Origin of the sequence: Sphingorhabdus buctiana (assembly GCF_042680825.1) — a bacterium.
Classification (GTDB): Bacteria; Pseudomonadota; Alphaproteobacteria; order Sphingomonadales; family Sphingomonadaceae; genus Sphingorhabdus_B; species Sphingorhabdus_B buctiana.
In genome coordinates this window covers 442,448-456,001 of record NZ_JBHUEL010000002.1, presented here as the reverse complement: position 1 = coordinate 456,001, position 13,554 = coordinate 442,448, and the positions used below count along the sequence as shown (strand labels likewise).

Below are 13,554 nucleotides of genomic sequence, written 5' to 3'. Positions count from 1 at the left end.
CCTAATCGTTCCACATCTGTTCAACAGCATTGGAACAAACCTATGTTGACCGCCAAGCAGCACGCGCTCCTGATGTTTATCCATGAAAGACTGGAAGCGACTGGAATCTCGCCTTCTTTTGAAGAAATGAAGGAAGCGCTCGATCTCAAGAGCAAGTCCGGCGTTCATCGCTTGATCGGTGCATTGGAAGAACGGGGCTTCTTGCGCCGTTTGCCCAATCGTGCACGCGCGCTGGAAGTGATGAAAATGCCTGATGGCGGCTCTGCACGCGGCCTCACCAAGGATGAGGCAGTCAACAATAAGGTGGTCAGCATTACTGACCATCGCCCTGCCCCGCAAAAATCGCTGCCGATTGCTGCCAATGATGTGATTGAAATTCCATTGCATGGAAAAATTGCTGCCGGCGTCCCAATCGAGGCGCTTGAAGGCCAGAACTCGCTTTCGGTGCCGATGGCATTGTTGGGATCAGGTGAGCATTACGCCCTGGAGGTTTCCGGGGACTCGATGATCGAAGCGGGCATTTTGGACGGCGATTATGCGCTGATCCGCAAGACGCAAACCGCGCGCGATGGCGAAATCGTTGTCGCCCTTGTTCGCGGCGAAGAAGCAACGCTGAAATATCTTCGCCGCGAGGGCCAGAAAATCCGGCTCGACCCCGCGAACAGCAGCTATGACCCGCAATATTATGATGCGCACGAGGTAGAGGTGCAGGGCCGTTTGGCCGGCCTGCTCCGCCGTTATCATTGAGTTTGAACTGAATGTTTCTGCAAAAGCGGCGGAGTGATTTCCGCCGCTTTTTGTTTTCTGCGCTGTGTGGCCAAAATCTGCAACCGCTCCGGCGAATAAGCCGACCAAGGCAAATGCGCATTTTCCTTCGCTACATATTCAACGCGCGGTTCGTTCAGATATAGCGCCATCCCACCTGCCTTCTCGATCAGCCTGCGGTCAATCTTAAGCCAACGCGGTTTGCAACTGAAAGGCAGCCATCGGCTGCTGACGACTATGTCGCTTCGCGTGCATGCGGCGGCCAGTTCCATCGACGGGATCATATAGCCCGAACGCAAGGCGAGTATGTTCCATCGCCTTTTCTCACTGTTGATCTGAAAGGCGCAGGAATCGGCATTGCATCTCGCAGCTGGCAATGTTTGGAGATCATGAACATTGCCTCTGATCGCCGCTGTTTCTTCCAGGGTTGAACGCACATAATCCCCTGCCCCCGGGCGCAGAAGCGCCAATCGGCCATCTTCCATGATAACGGCCAAGTGCTGGCCGTCGCTAGTGACGAGCAGGTCGGGCCGTGGGGCAACAGCCATTGCACCCAATGCAGCAAGCAACGGCAACAGAGCAAACCAGCGCCGTCGGTCGTTGAAAATTGCAATGACCAGTGCTGAGAAGACCGCAGTTGCAAAGGCCCAGAGCGGCATTTCGGGAAGCAGCAAAACCGCGCCTGCAGTGTTGCTGACTTTGTGCGCCAGCCACAGGATCAATTTTATTCCTTGCGATGCAAGCAACCAAAATGGCGCGCCGAAACCTTCACGGATGGAGTCCATCAACAGCGCGATCATTTGCACTGGCATGATGAAAAAAGTCGTCACCGGAATCGCGACCATATTGGCCAGCGCGCCGTACACGCCCGTCTTGTGAAAATGGAACAATGCGATCGGAGCCAGCACTATCTCTATCGCCAGTCCGGTCAGCAAAAGGCTGGCAGCGGTTCTCCCAAGGCGCAAAAACACGCCCTCATCACGGCGCCCGCGAAAATCGGTCATCCACTTGCTTTGATGGAGCAGGACTATCGTTCCGACCGCCGCAAAGCTGAGCTGGAAACTGGGGCCGGCAAGCGCTTCAGGCCAAAAGAGCAAGACAAAGGTCGCGCCAAATGCGAGCAATCGTAACGACAGCGCCTCCCTTCCCATGGCCATTGCCACCAATATCAGCAAAGCGGCGATACACGCCCTGACGGTCGGCACTTCGGCACCCGTCAATAAAGTGTAGCAAATGGCAATGACAGCGGCGGCGGCGGCGGCGAAGAGCGGAACTTTGATCCGAAGGGCCAGCCATGGCCATAAGGATAATAGCGCCGATACCAGTATGAAGCTTCCGCCCACGACAGCCGTCACATGAAGCCCGCTGACCGACAACAGGTGGGCCAAGCCGGAATCGCGTAGCGCCTCGGCATCGTCCTCGGCAATGCCTCCTCGTGTCCCGACCAGGAGCGCGCTGCCAACGGCACCGGTTTCGGGCCCCATCGCCGAACCTATATGCGACGAAAGACTGATACGACTTCGGTTCCAGAAATTTTCATTCGTCACGGGCGGTTGCACTATCTCAACAGGGCCAATCACGCTTCCGGTCGCACCCAAGCCGCTGAACCATGCGGCACGCGCAAAATCATAACCACCTGGCAACGCTGGACCTGGCGGCGGCATCAGGCGTACCTTCGCCACGATGATTGCGCCCGGTTGCAACTGCGGATTGGCTTGGTCTGCTTCGACATTCACGCGCACCGTGGAGGGCAAATGGCCGCTTGGCCCTATCCATAGCCTCAGTCGGATAATGTCTCGTGCCGAGACATCTTCGACGCTTTCAATCTTGCCGGCAATCCGCCCGATCCACGGCCTCTCCAGCGGCGTCGCGCCAACATTGGCGGATTTGAAGGAGATTACAAAAATTCCCGCGAGTAAAAGCAGCGCGCCCGCGATGATTACGGTCGACAACCGCGTCCACCCTCTTAACGACAGTCCAATCCCGCAAAGACCAATGCACAAGATGGCAAAGAACAAACCGTTTGCCGGCCCGTAGGCTTGCCAGAAGGACACGCCCGAACCCAATGCCACAGGTATCAGAAGGGGCAGCCGTTCCCTTTCGCTATCCAGCCAGTTTTCCAATGTTTCGGCATAAGAAGCCCGTGCCGGTGCAGAATTCGACCGGGCAATTTCATCGGCTATGTGGGATGCAAACTTCATGCTGCGGGCCGCCCTGAAACCAGTGCGCCACCACATGCTTTGTTATGCGCGTGATTTGTCGATTAACAAGCTGTTTTCGATGCCCTTGACGTAAACGCAAAACTGCGCAAGGAGGCCGCGACGGGGGTCGCAGAACGGCATTGTTCGGGCTTCTCGCGCTATAACGGTCTCCCGCCTTTGGCTGGGCCGCCATATAGAGAAATCGATAAGAAACTGGCGGTTGGCAAGGGTAATATATAATCGGCTTTCCCCGGCCAAATGAGTGAATGGAACACGCATGACAAACAAGGTTGCGACTCTCAACTTGGGCGATCAGCAAATCGATCTGCCCGTTGTTTCAGGAACAGTTGGCCCGGATGTTCTGGATATCCGCAAACTTTACGCCCAGTCGGATTGCTTTACTTTTGATCCGGGATTCACTTCGACCGCAAGCTGCGAATCCCAACTGACTTATATCGATGGTGACCAGGGCGTTTTGCTGCACCGTGGCTATTCGATCGAAGAACTGTCTGAAAAGTCGAGCTTCATGGAAGTCTCCTATCTGCTGCTGAATGGCGAATTGCCGTCGAAGCAGGAACTGGATGATTTCAGCTACACCATTTCACGCCACACCATGCTGCACGAGCAGCTTTCGACCTTTTACCGGGGTTTCCGCCGTGATGCGCACCCGATGGCAATCATGTGTGGTGTTGTTGGCGCGCTTTCAGCTTTCTATCATGATTCGACCGACATTTCCGATCCGGTGCAGCGCAAGATTGCCAGCCATCGCCTGATCGCGAAAATGCCGACCATTGCCGCAATGGCTTACAAATATTCGGTCGGACAGCCGTTCATCTATCCGGATAACAAATTGTCCTATACCGGCAATTTCCTGCGCATGACCTTTGGCGTTCCCGCTGAAGAATATGAAGTCATTCCGGCGGTTGAACAGGCGCTTGACCGCATCTTCATCCTGCATGCGGACCATGAACAGAATGCCTCAACCTCGACCGTGCGTCTTGCCGGTTCGTCGGGCGCCAATCCTTTTGCCTGCATTGCTGCCGGTATCGCATGCCTTTGGGGCCCTGCGCATGGCGGCGCCAACGAAGCCGCGCTCAACATGCTGCGCGAAATCGGCACGCCCGATCGCATCCCGCACTACATCGCCCGCGCGAAGGACAAGAACGATCCGTTCCGCCTGATGGGCTTTGGCCACCGCGTTTATAAAAACTACGATCCGCGCGCCACCGTGATGCAGAAAACGGTCCGTGAAGTGCTCGCCGCGCTAAAGGTCAACGATCCCATTTTCGAAGTTGCCATGCAGCTCGAAGAAATGGCGCTCAATGACCCCTACTTCATCGAAAAGAAGCTCTTCCCGAATGTGGACTTCTATTCGGGCATTATCCTGTCGGCGATCGGCTTCCCGACCACGATGTTCACCGTGTTGTTCGCACTTGCGCGCACCGTTGGCTGGGTCGCCCAGTGGAACGAAATGATTTCGGATCCTGGCCAGAAAATCGGCCGCCCGCGCCAGCTTTACACGGGCCCTGCAGCGCGTCCCTACGTTTCGGTCGACAAGCGTTAATTGTTTGCAGACGGCAGGCGGAGCGTGAATTTCGCTCCGCCGCCATCGGCTGCAGTTACCGTAAGGTCACCGCGCATGGCGCGCGCCAATTTCCGCGAAATATAAAGACCGAGGCCACTGCCACCATCACCCGAACGGCCAAGCCGTTCAAATTTGGTGAAGATGCGTTCGCGATCTTCTTCCGCCACTCCAGCCCCTTGGTCGATTACCGAAATCGAACAGTCGCTCGGATCGATCACAATCGTTACCGTGCTTCCACCCGGTGAGTAGCGAATGGCATTCCCCACCAGGTTGAGCACAATTTGCAGAACGCGGCGGAATTCTCCCATCGCATGACAGCGGATTTCGGGGTCGGGTACCGAAAGTTCAATCTGGTGATCGGCGGCTTTCAGCGCCAACAAGCCCGCCACCCGTTTTGCGATATCTCCAAATTCCACTGGTTCCTGCGCGACCTTGAAGTCGGGCTTGTCGATGGCGTCCAAGTCTTCAAGATCGCTGACCAATTCGGCCAAATGGCGCGCTGCTGAGGCGATATCCTTGGCATAGCTCGAATATTGCTCCAGAATCGGACCATTCAATTCCGATCCAATGGTTTCGGCATTTGCCAATATCCGCCCCAAAGGCTGGCGGACCGCGGTCGCGAAGTGGCGCCCCAAGCCAAGGCCCGGATGGGCTGGCGCTGACGGTGCTTCGTCGACCTCGGCTTTGGAAGCCTTAGCTTCATCCGTGAGGAAAACCAGACGCGCACCCAGTAGGTGGTCATCGTCGGACTTTATTGCATCAACCAGCACGTCGTGGCGCGTTTGCGATCCGATATGCTCAATCTTGGTTCGACCCGGAATATCATTTGTTCGCAACAGCGCAGCGATATCGACCGCTTCATCAATCAGCCGGAAATGCTGAACAAAGGGTGTTGCGATGCAATCGGTCGAAAAAATGCCCAGCAGCGCCGGGTCAGCCCGCAAGATCAATCCCGTTCCATTGAGATACATGACCGGCAAGTTGGTACGTTGTGTAATGCCCAGCTCTGGACTGCGGATTGGCGATGAAGCGCGCGGTGCAGACGCTCGTTCCTGCCATCCGATAATCGACAGGTTGACCAAGTTTTCGCGCTTTTCCGCCTCGACCCATAATTCAAGGTCATGCTCTTTGTCAGCAACATGGACAGTGCGTTCAAACTTCAAACCGGTGCGCCAGCACAGCGAGGCGAGTTCCAACAGGCCCGGTACCGCGATCGTTCCACCTTCGACCCCGCCATTACCAAAGTGCAGCCTGCGAACAGCCGCATCTGCAGCCATCAGTTTGCCCTCTGCGTCGACCACGCATTTAATTGGCAAAGCAAGGCGCGGCGATGCCTGCATCATCCGGCCTTCCAGACGGGTGCGGCAGCAAGGCGCCATCCAAGTACTTCGCTACGAGCAGCTTCCGGATCGAGCGCTTCATATTGAACAAGCAAATCGGGCAAAAGGTGATCATCTGACCGGCGCCCACGCAAATGCTGGACAATTGCCAAGGCTGCTTGCGCTTGATGTCCACGTCCACGAAGCATCAGGAGCAACGGCGCAACATCCTGCTCATCGATGAAACGCAGGATACGGTCATGCGGCAAGCGATAGTCGTGCGCGAGACCGCTGGCATATAGAGCCAAGCCGCAATCTTTGGGATTAAGCAGCGATCCCCGCTCCTCTTCGGGCAGGAAATACACCAGCTTTGCAGCCGTTGCATGCACCGCGGCCGCTTCGTCATGGGTGGCGAGCAGTTGGTTGCCCGATGCTATCAGATTTCCCGCTGATCGGCTGCCATCCATCTGGAAAACGGCGACCACGCGCCAGACCAGAAGGTGGAGGACATCGGCGGGCAGCTGGCGCAGAAAGGATTCTGGGGATCGGATTTGCGCGGCATTTTGGGCAATCAGAAGTTTACGGGCACATTCCGCGACGAGCGGATCGTCGCTATCGAGCAGTCGGTTCGGTAATTGGGAGAGGAAGGCGGCACCGCCGGTTTCCAGTCGCTGGCTGATGTGATGTTCCGCCATGCGAGCAAGCGCAAATTCCAGCAGCGCAGCCTCACGAAGCAGGCCCGAACGGCTGAGCATGTCCCAACTGAGAGGCGTTGCGACATCGGAGCTTATGCCCAACTTAGCTTCGATCGCTTGCACCAAATTCTGCAGGATCAGTCGGGTAGAAGCCAATATGGCTTCGCTGGGCGCGCGCTGGGCACGCGGGAACAATTGCTGGGCGATATCTTCGCACAACATTTGCGCATCATTTGCGGAAGCGGTTGCTGCATCCAGCAACAGATTTGAGTCCTTTTCTCCCAATATCCGATCCGATGTGCCTTAGCCCGGCCCCGATATAGGAATAACGGGGTTAATTTGGTTTTAACTTTGACTGAATTCTCTTGTCCCGCCAGCTCGCCCAGATCAGTCCACCAAACATTGCGAGGATGGCGAGTTTGACGGTGGTCAAGAATGGCACGGCGACCCAAATCGCGACCAGCACGACTCCAAGGTTCAAGGGCGACATTGCATCGCGAACCAGCGCGCTTGACGATCCTCGGCCCAGAAGCAACGCGCCGAGAAGCAAAAGGCCTATGAAAGTTGCATCGATCGGTTCCGCACCATTGTTGAATATGACCAGCCACAGGGTCACAAAAATGGCTGAATAGCTGGCGAAACGCGGATAATCGGGTTTGCCGCTGCGATATTCAACATCCTGCATTTTCGTGCGTATTACCCCTAAGACGAGGGAAAGAACCACAAGCGCTAGCGCGGCACTGGAATAACGCAGATAGGCCGTCAAAGCGGAAGCCAACGCGAATACCAGCGGCGACCATGCAATCGTCGCAGACAACCAAGGCAAGCCGGCAATCGACGGAACAAAGCTGCGACTGCCCTTGAGTATGATTTTCTCAAGGAAACCGTCTTGTGGGCTTTCGCTGGCAAGCTGCGAAGCGATATCGGCGACATTTGCGCCATCGCTGATGTTGCGCAATTTGCCATTGGTCAGCAGGGCCTGATCGAGCAGTTCTTCGCGTGCGCCGCTTTGCAAAGCATGCCGCAAAAGGAATGATGCGATGCTCCAACCTTCGGGCATTTTCGCGCAATGGCCGATGGCTGATGGATCCAGGACAGCAAAACCCGACCAACGCCTGTTAAGGTCAATACGTTCGAAGCGTTCGCTTCCTGCGCTTTCAGCAAGGATTGCAATTGAGTTTTTGGGCCATGAAAGGGCTTCTGCAATCAACTCGGCACCCATCCAGATTCCCGGCGCCACCAAAAGGAAATCGCCGGTAAGCAGCCCTTCCTGCGCAGGCACCTCACCAGATCTGATGATGCGGACTTGCAGGTTTGCACCCGCGACACGCTCGACCAATTCAGGAAGTTCAGCCGGAACCGAGTCGACAGCAATCGCGATCTCCCGAATGCCACATCGTTCCAACAACTTGATTTGGTGAAAAATTACAGGGTTTCCGTAAAGCCTTGGCAAGGCAGTGGGGCTGCCTGCTGCATCTAGCGGCGTTTCTACACATAATAATGCGGAGTGGACGCCCCCCGTCCTGATCGCTGTGCTCGACATGCATCCGCTATGCCCAAGCCAACCGAATTGCCAAGCAAATTCGGTTCAAGACTGGCACAGAAGCGTTGGCTAGTGCGCCTGCTCCAATTGCTGCAGATAACTCGACAGTTTGCGCACGACCACCGGATCACCCGGCGCACCGGCATTGGCTTCATCTGCAAGCGAGATCACTTCGGTGACGCCAAAACTCGCTGCCAGCCCCTTCAGGCGGTAGCAGCAATACTGCCAGTTGGCGTCGCAGCGGGAGCGCCCCAAAAGGTCCACCTGCCGCTTTGCGCTCTCCAGAAACGCACGCCGAAGTTCCTCGACCAAGGCAGGATCATCGCCCGCAGCGGCGTTCAACGAAGTATCAAATGCACCATAATCCATCGACATAATGCGAATTTTATCCACAGGCAGGTTAACTTTGCGTTTCAACCCTGTGAAAATATGGTAAATGTGTTCCATGACGGGACAATCGAAAATCATCGAAATCAATCGTTCCTCGAACGATCCTGCAACCTCTGACGTCGATGAGACCAACGAAGTGACCAGCTTCGAGGCTTCCAGCGATGATAATGAAGCCGAAGAATATCCCGATTATTGGGAGGAAGAGCCCGCAGCCCGTCGTCCCTGGGGCAAGATTGTCATTGCTACATTGCTTTTGCTGGCAACGGCCGCATGGACTGGCTTTTTCCTGTGGGTGCACCAATCGGAAATAGTCGCAGCCCCGCTTCCTGCCCGGATCAGCCAACTGATTGTGGAGTGGTCGGCTCCAACGGCAGTTCTTGCCCTTGCATGGCTGCTGGTCATGCGCATGAGCTCAACCGAGGCGCGCCGTTTCGGCGATGTTGCAGCATTGCTGCGCACCGAAAGCGAAGCGCTCGAACAACGCATGCGTACCGTTAATGGGGAAATCGCCCTCGCCCGCTCCTTCCTTGCCGAAAATGCAAAGGAACTGGAATCGGTAGGCCGCGTCTCAGCCCAAAAGCTCACCGAAGCTGCCGAACAGTTGAATACAGCGCTCCATGATTCCGACGAGCGCGCAAAGATGCTGCAGGTTGCGAGCAACGCCGCAGTGACCAATCTGGAACAGCTGCGTAACCATTTGCCTGTTGTTACCAGCGCTGCGAAAGATGCGACCAATCAGATCGGCATTGCCGGCAATACCGCGCACGGGCAGATCCAGACTATCATCGACGCGTTGAAGCAAATGGACGAGCGCGCTGCGACCGCCGGCACCGCACTTGAGACGCTCAACAGCCGTATCGACACAAGTTCCCAGGCACTCGAAAACAATCTGACTGGTGCAAGCGAGCATTTCGCGCAATCGGTCGAGAATTCGGAGCAGCGCGCAAACCTGCTGCTTGCCAATCTTTCGTCGGGCGTGACCGATGCCGAGCGGCGCCTGATGCAAACGTCCGAGCGCCTTGATGATCGCATGGCAGCGAGCCATCAGCGACTGGAAGGCAATCTGACCAGCCTCAGCGAAGCAATCGCTCATTTGGAAGCTGTTAGCGACGCCCAAGATTCGACGGCTCGCACTCTGCTTGAAAGCGTGAAGTCTTCGCTCGCGGAATGCCGAGCTGAAGTCGCCCGCTTTGGCGATGATGCCAGCGATCAGATCGCCAAGCTGGCTTTCGCGGTTTCAGCCCTTGGCGAAAGCGGTGAAGAGTTGGACAAGCGCTTGGCCTCCACCAAGGACCAGACGCAAACGCTAATCGCAAAAACCGACGATTTGCGCTCGGGTATCGAAGCTATGGCCGAAGCGTCCGAAGGCACGCTTGCACCCAAAATTGACCGGATAACCTCACTTTTTGCTGAAACGCGCGAAGCATTTGCGGTTTTGAACGGCGAACTTTCCACCGCGGAAAATGGCACGGAAACGCTGGTGCAGGCTGTTGCGACGCTTGAGGAAAATGTTGCGACCCAAAGCACCGCGATCGAACAGCTCAATAGCCAATCGGAAACTTACCTGACTTCGCAGCAGGAACAGGTCGATATCCTGTCTGCCGCCATCGTGCATACCCGTTCGACCCTCGAGGAATTGTCGGGCATCGCCAATGAGCAACTGGTCGCTGCACTGTTGCGCGTGCGCGAAACCACAAAACAGGCCGCCGAAGCGAGCCGCAAGATCGTTGACGAAGAACTGTCTGCAGTCGCCGACAAGCTCAACGAACGTGGTCGGCTTGCAATCAGCGCTGCGGTGGACGACCAAGTCAAGGCACTCGACACAGCCATGCGCGAGGCATTTGATCGAAATCTTGCGCTGGCCTCTGACGTTGAAGAGCGGATCGCGTCGCAGCTGCAACGCGTTGACGAGATGGCTGCCAATCTTGAGCATCGGGTACAGGAGGCACATAGTTCCTTTGGCGCCATCGATGATGACGGCTTTGCGCGGCGCATGGCCCTACTCACCGAATCGCTCAATTCTGCAGCGATTGACGTCGCGAAGATCCTGTCCAACGAAGTTACCGATACGGCGTGGGCCGCCTATCTGAAGGGCGACCGCGGCGTGTTCACCCGCCGTGCCGTTCGACTACTCGACAGCGGCGAAGCCAAGATTATCGCCGCACATTATGACGACGACGCCGAATTCCGCGAACATGTGAACCGCTACATTCACGATTTTGAATCGATGATGCGCGTTTTGCTTAGCACCCGTGATGGCAATGCGATTGGCGTGACCTTATTGTCTTCGGATGTGGGCAAGCTTTACGTTGCCCTCGCTCAGGCAATCGAACGTCTTCGGAATTAATCCGCCGACGCCTCAGGCCCCGCGATTAGGAAATCGAACGTGTGGCGGTCGATCCAGCCATAGACATAGTTGGCGTAAAACACGCCGAACGCCGCTGCTGACAGCAAGGTTGTCCGCAGCAAGATCAATCCCGGCCTGAAGTTGCCGGGCACGCCATCGGCTTGGCCAGGCACTTTCTCCATGCCGAGTTCTTCATAGCTGCGCACCCCAATGGGCAGGATGACAAATGCGCTCAACACCCAGAACAAGGCATAGATTGCGATTATCGATGTCCAGTTCATGCTGTCTCCACAACCAGTACGTCCACAATAGGCTTCTTGCCTGTCCAGTTAGTGGCAACCCGGCGCACCGCAAGACGTAGGTTTTCCCGTAGGTCGCTCAAATCGCCGCGCCAATCCTTGACTGCCTTTTCGGCGGCTTGGCTGGCCTCGTCGAGGAAATCATCGATTTCCGCCTCTATCGGGATGCCATGCAAGCGAATGACCGGATCGCCGAGAAGGTTGTTATCGCCGTCGAGCGCAACCGCGACATTGATGATGCCGTACCATGACAGGCGGCGGCGTTGGGTGATTGCTTCGCCATCGGAAGCGATAATGGTATCGCCATCGAGGACAAGGCGACCGGTGCGTTCATGGCCGACCTGTTCAGGGCCGTCAGGCGCAAGACGGATTACATCGCCATTGGATTGGACGATGGTTTTGGGAACCCCTTGTGATTGTGCAAACCGGGCCTGTTCGGCCATGTGGCGCCGCTCACCATGCACAGGCACAAGGATTTCGGGCCTTACCCATTCGTAGAGTTTTGCCAACTCGCTGCGTCCCGGGTGGCCAGACACATGCACATGCGCCTGTTTTTCGGTGATCATGATGATGTTCCGGCGCGCAAGCTGGTTCATCACATGGCCGATCGCCATTTCGTTGCCCGGTATCTGCTTGGACGAGAAGATAACCGTATCACCCTCCTCAAGCTTCACCGGATGATTGCCCTCGGCGATGCGGGCAAGCGCGGCCCGCGCCTCCCCTTGCCCACCGGTAGCCACCACCATCACCTGGTTGCGCGGATAGGCATCGACCGATTCCATATCGACGGTTTCAGGCAGATTTTTAAGATAGCCTGTCGCTTGCGAAGCCTCGACGATCTTGTGCAGCGAACGGCCCGCAAAGCATAGCTTGCGGCCCGCTTCTCTGGCGACATCGGCCAAGGTCTGCAGGCGGGCAGAGTTGGATGCAAAGGTGGTCACGACCACCCTGCCCTTCGCCTCTGTCACATGTTTCAGCAAATCGGCATGGACGCTTGCTTCGCTTCCGCTTGGTGTAGCGTTGAACACATTGGTTGAATCGCAGATCATGGCGAGGATGCCTTCATCGCCAATTGCTGTCAGCTGCTCGGCGCTGGCGGGCGTGCCAATGATCGGATTATCATCTAGCTTCCAGTCCCCTGTATGGAAGACCTTGCCGTGCGGTGTTTCGATAACCAGCGCGCTCATTTCGAGTATCGAATGCGCCAGCGGAACAAAACGGATATCGAACGGACCGAGATTGACCTGCCCCTCCATCGGCACGATGTTAAGCTGAACCTCGTCTGCAATGCCTTGTTCTTCAAGCTTTCCGCGGATCAGCGCCGCAGTGAACGGTGTTGCATACAGCGGCACGCCCAGATCAGCCGCAAGGTACGGGACCGCACCGATATGATCCTCGTGACCATGCGTCAGGATAATACCGAGCAGGTCATTCTTTCGATCTTCGATGAACTCGATATCGGGCATGATCAGGTCAATACCGGGATAGTCTTCGTGGCCAAAAGTTACGCCCAGATCGACCATGATCCATTTGCCCTGGCAGCCATATAAATTGGCATTCATGCCAATCTCGTCCGACCCGCCTAGCGCGAGGAATAGCAATTCATTTTTTGGAGTTGTCATGCCCCGCTTTCGCGGTTTGCATAGAGCTTGGCAAGCCCGCGCAACGTCAAATCGGGTTCAACCCTGTCGAAAAGATGGCTGTGCTGCTGAAACAGTGCGGCAAGGCCGCCGGTTGCGATCACTTTGACCGGCCTGTTGATTTCAGCCTTCATTCGCCCAAGCAGGCCCTCAATCAGCGCGACATAGCCCCAGTAGATGCCGATCTGCATCTGCCCCACCGTATCACGCCCGATGACGCTCGACGACGGCGGCGGCTCGATAGCGATACGCGGCAGCATGGCGGCCGCGTTGTACAATGCATCCAGCGACAGATTGATGCCTGGGGCGATACTGCCGCCCAAATAGGCTCCATCGACGCCGATATGATCGAAGGTGGTCGCCGTTCCGAAACTGATGACGATCTTGTCTACACCCGGTTCCAGCGCTTGCGCCGCGATGGCATTCACAGCGCGATCCGCGCCCAATGCGCGCGGCTCATCAACCTTCAGTGCAATCCCCCAACCGACCGGCTGGCGACCTGCAACCAAGGCATCAGTGCCGAAATATTTCTGGCTCAACACCTGAAGATTATGGAGCGCCCGCGGGACAACTGTCGCGATGATGACCGCATCAATCTCGCTGCGCTTATGCCCTTCCATTTGCAGCAACTGATCAAGCCAGACCGCATATTCATCTGCAGTGCGCCGGGCATCGGTCGCAATACGCCAACGCTGCACGATTTCACCGCTGTCATCGACCAGTGCGAATTTGACGTTGGTATTGCCGTTATCAACCGCAAGCAGCATCGC

The 13,554-nt window shown here is 56.3% G+C and carries 11 protein-coding genes; 3 read left to right on the top strand and 8 right to left on the bottom strand.

Annotated elements, in window-relative coordinates:
- Positions 1-42: 42 nt before the first annotated feature.
- Positions 43-747, top strand: coding sequence for a transcriptional repressor LexA (lexA, locus tag ACFSAG_RS02650; protein WP_374610955.1), 705 nt, complete (start codon positions 43-45; stop codon positions 745-747).
- On the opposite strand, the gene ACFSAG_RS02645 is transcribed toward lexA, so the two are convergent.
- Positions 741-2,966: a ComEC/Rec2 family competence protein gene (locus ACFSAG_RS02645; RefSeq protein WP_381511131.1), complete on the bottom strand. Its 2,226-nt coding sequence runs from the start codon at positions 2,964-2,966 to the stop codon at positions 741-743. The two genes, lexA and ACFSAG_RS02645, sit on opposite strands and share 7 nt — an antisense overlap.
- 277 nt (positions 2,967-3,243) lie before the next feature.
- Here ACFSAG_RS02645 and ACFSAG_RS02640 point away from each other — a divergent pair, with 277 nt between their 5' ends.
- Positions 3,244-4,530 (top strand): citrate synthase, encoded by a 1,287-nt coding sequence (locus ACFSAG_RS02640; RefSeq protein ID WP_374610951.1) that lies wholly within the window; start codon positions 3,244-3,246, stop codon positions 4,528-4,530.
- Here the strand turns inward: ACFSAG_RS02640 and ACFSAG_RS02635 are convergent.
- The 4 genes from ACFSAG_RS02635 to ACFSAG_RS02620 all read right to left on the bottom strand — a co-directional run bounded on the left by ACFSAG_RS02635 (position 4,527) and on the right by ACFSAG_RS02620 (position 8,483).
- Positions 4,527-5,894: a sensor histidine kinase gene (locus tag ACFSAG_RS02635; RefSeq protein ID WP_381511128.1), complete on the bottom strand. Its 1,368-nt coding sequence runs from the start codon at positions 5,892-5,894 to the stop codon at positions 4,527-4,529. The two genes, ACFSAG_RS02640 and ACFSAG_RS02635, sit on opposite strands and share 4 nt — an antisense overlap.
- On the bottom strand, positions 5,891-6,826 hold the full coding sequence (locus tag ACFSAG_RS02630; protein ID WP_381511127.1) for a hypothetical protein: 936 nt from the start codon (positions 6,824-6,826) through the stop codon (positions 5,891-5,893). Before ACFSAG_RS02630 ends, ACFSAG_RS02635 begins: the two co-directional genes overlap by 4 nt.
- A gap of 73 nt (positions 6,827-6,899) precedes the next feature.
- Positions 6,900-7,973, bottom strand: coding sequence for a hypothetical protein (locus tag ACFSAG_RS02625; RefSeq protein ID WP_381511125.1), 1,074 nt, complete (start codon positions 7,971-7,973; stop codon positions 6,900-6,902).
- A 204-nt stretch (positions 7,974-8,177) separates the two neighbouring features.
- Positions 8,178-8,483 carry an Hpt domain-containing protein gene (locus tag ACFSAG_RS02620; RefSeq protein WP_374610943.1) on the bottom strand — a complete coding sequence of 102 codons (306 nt, stop codon included), beginning with the start codon at positions 8,481-8,483 and terminating at the stop codon, positions 8,178-8,180.
- 70 nt (positions 8,484-8,553) lie between these two features.
- Here ACFSAG_RS02620 and ACFSAG_RS02615 point away from each other — a divergent pair, with 70 nt between their 5' ends.
- A complete protein-coding gene (locus ACFSAG_RS02615) occupies positions 8,554-10,845 on the top strand; it encodes a coiled-coil domain-containing protein (protein WP_381511123.1) in 2,292 nt (763 codons plus the stop codon).
- Here the strand turns inward: ACFSAG_RS02615 and ACFSAG_RS02610 are convergent.
- Genes ACFSAG_RS02610 through ACFSAG_RS02600 form a run of 3 tightly spaced genes read right to left on the bottom strand, consistent with a single transcriptional unit; the run spans position 10,842 to position 13,551 of the window.
- Entirely contained in the window at positions 10,842-11,126 is a 285-nt protein-coding gene (locus tag ACFSAG_RS02610; RefSeq protein ID WP_374610940.1) for a DUF1467 family protein, read from the bottom strand. The genes ACFSAG_RS02615 and ACFSAG_RS02610 overlap by 4 nt on opposite strands.
- Positions 11,123-12,766: a ribonuclease J gene (locus tag ACFSAG_RS02605; RefSeq protein WP_381511121.1), complete on the bottom strand. Its 1,644-nt coding sequence runs from the start codon at positions 12,764-12,766 to the stop codon at positions 11,123-11,125. Before ACFSAG_RS02605 ends, ACFSAG_RS02610 begins: the two co-directional genes overlap by 4 nt.
- A complete protein-coding gene (locus ACFSAG_RS02600; RefSeq protein ID WP_381511119.1) occupies positions 12,763-13,551 on the bottom strand; it encodes a type III pantothenate kinase in 789 nt (262 codons plus the stop codon). The genes ACFSAG_RS02605 and ACFSAG_RS02600 overlap by 4 nt, the downstream gene beginning before the upstream one ends.
- Between the last annotated feature and the right edge of the window lie 3 nt (positions 13,552-13,554).

Coding starts and splice junctions, on each gene's coding strand:
- ACFSAG_RS02615 (WP_381511123.1), top strand. CDS start 8,554: ATGACGGGACAATCGAAAATCATCGAAATCAATCGTTCCTCGAACGAT.
- ACFSAG_RS02620 (WP_374610943.1), bottom strand. CDS start 8,483: ATGTCGATGGATTATGGTGCATTTGATACTTCGTTGAACGCCGCTGCG.
- lexA (WP_374610955.1), top strand. CDS start 43: ATGTTGACCGCCAAGCAGCACGCGCTCCTGATGTTTATCCATGAAAGA.
- ACFSAG_RS02610 (WP_374610940.1), bottom strand. CDS start 11,126: ATGAACTGGACATCGATAATCGCAATCTATGCCTTGTTCTGGGTGTTG.
- ACFSAG_RS02635 (WP_381511128.1), bottom strand. CDS start 5,894: ATGATGCAGGCATCGCCGCGCCTTGCTTTGCCAATTAAATGCGTGGTC.
- ACFSAG_RS02645 (WP_381511131.1), bottom strand. CDS start 2,966: ATGAAGTTTGCATCCCACATAGCCGATGAAATTGCCCGGTCGAATTCT.
- ACFSAG_RS02605 (WP_381511121.1), bottom strand. CDS start 12,766: ATGACAACTCCAAAAAATGAATTGCTATTCCTCGCGCTAGGCGGGTCG.
- ACFSAG_RS02640 (WP_374610951.1), top strand. CDS start 3,244: ATGACAAACAAGGTTGCGACTCTCAACTTGGGCGATCAGCAAATCGAT.
- ACFSAG_RS02600 (WP_381511119.1), bottom strand. CDS start 13,551: ATGCTGCTTGCGGTTGATAACGGCAATACCAACGTCAAATTCGCACTG.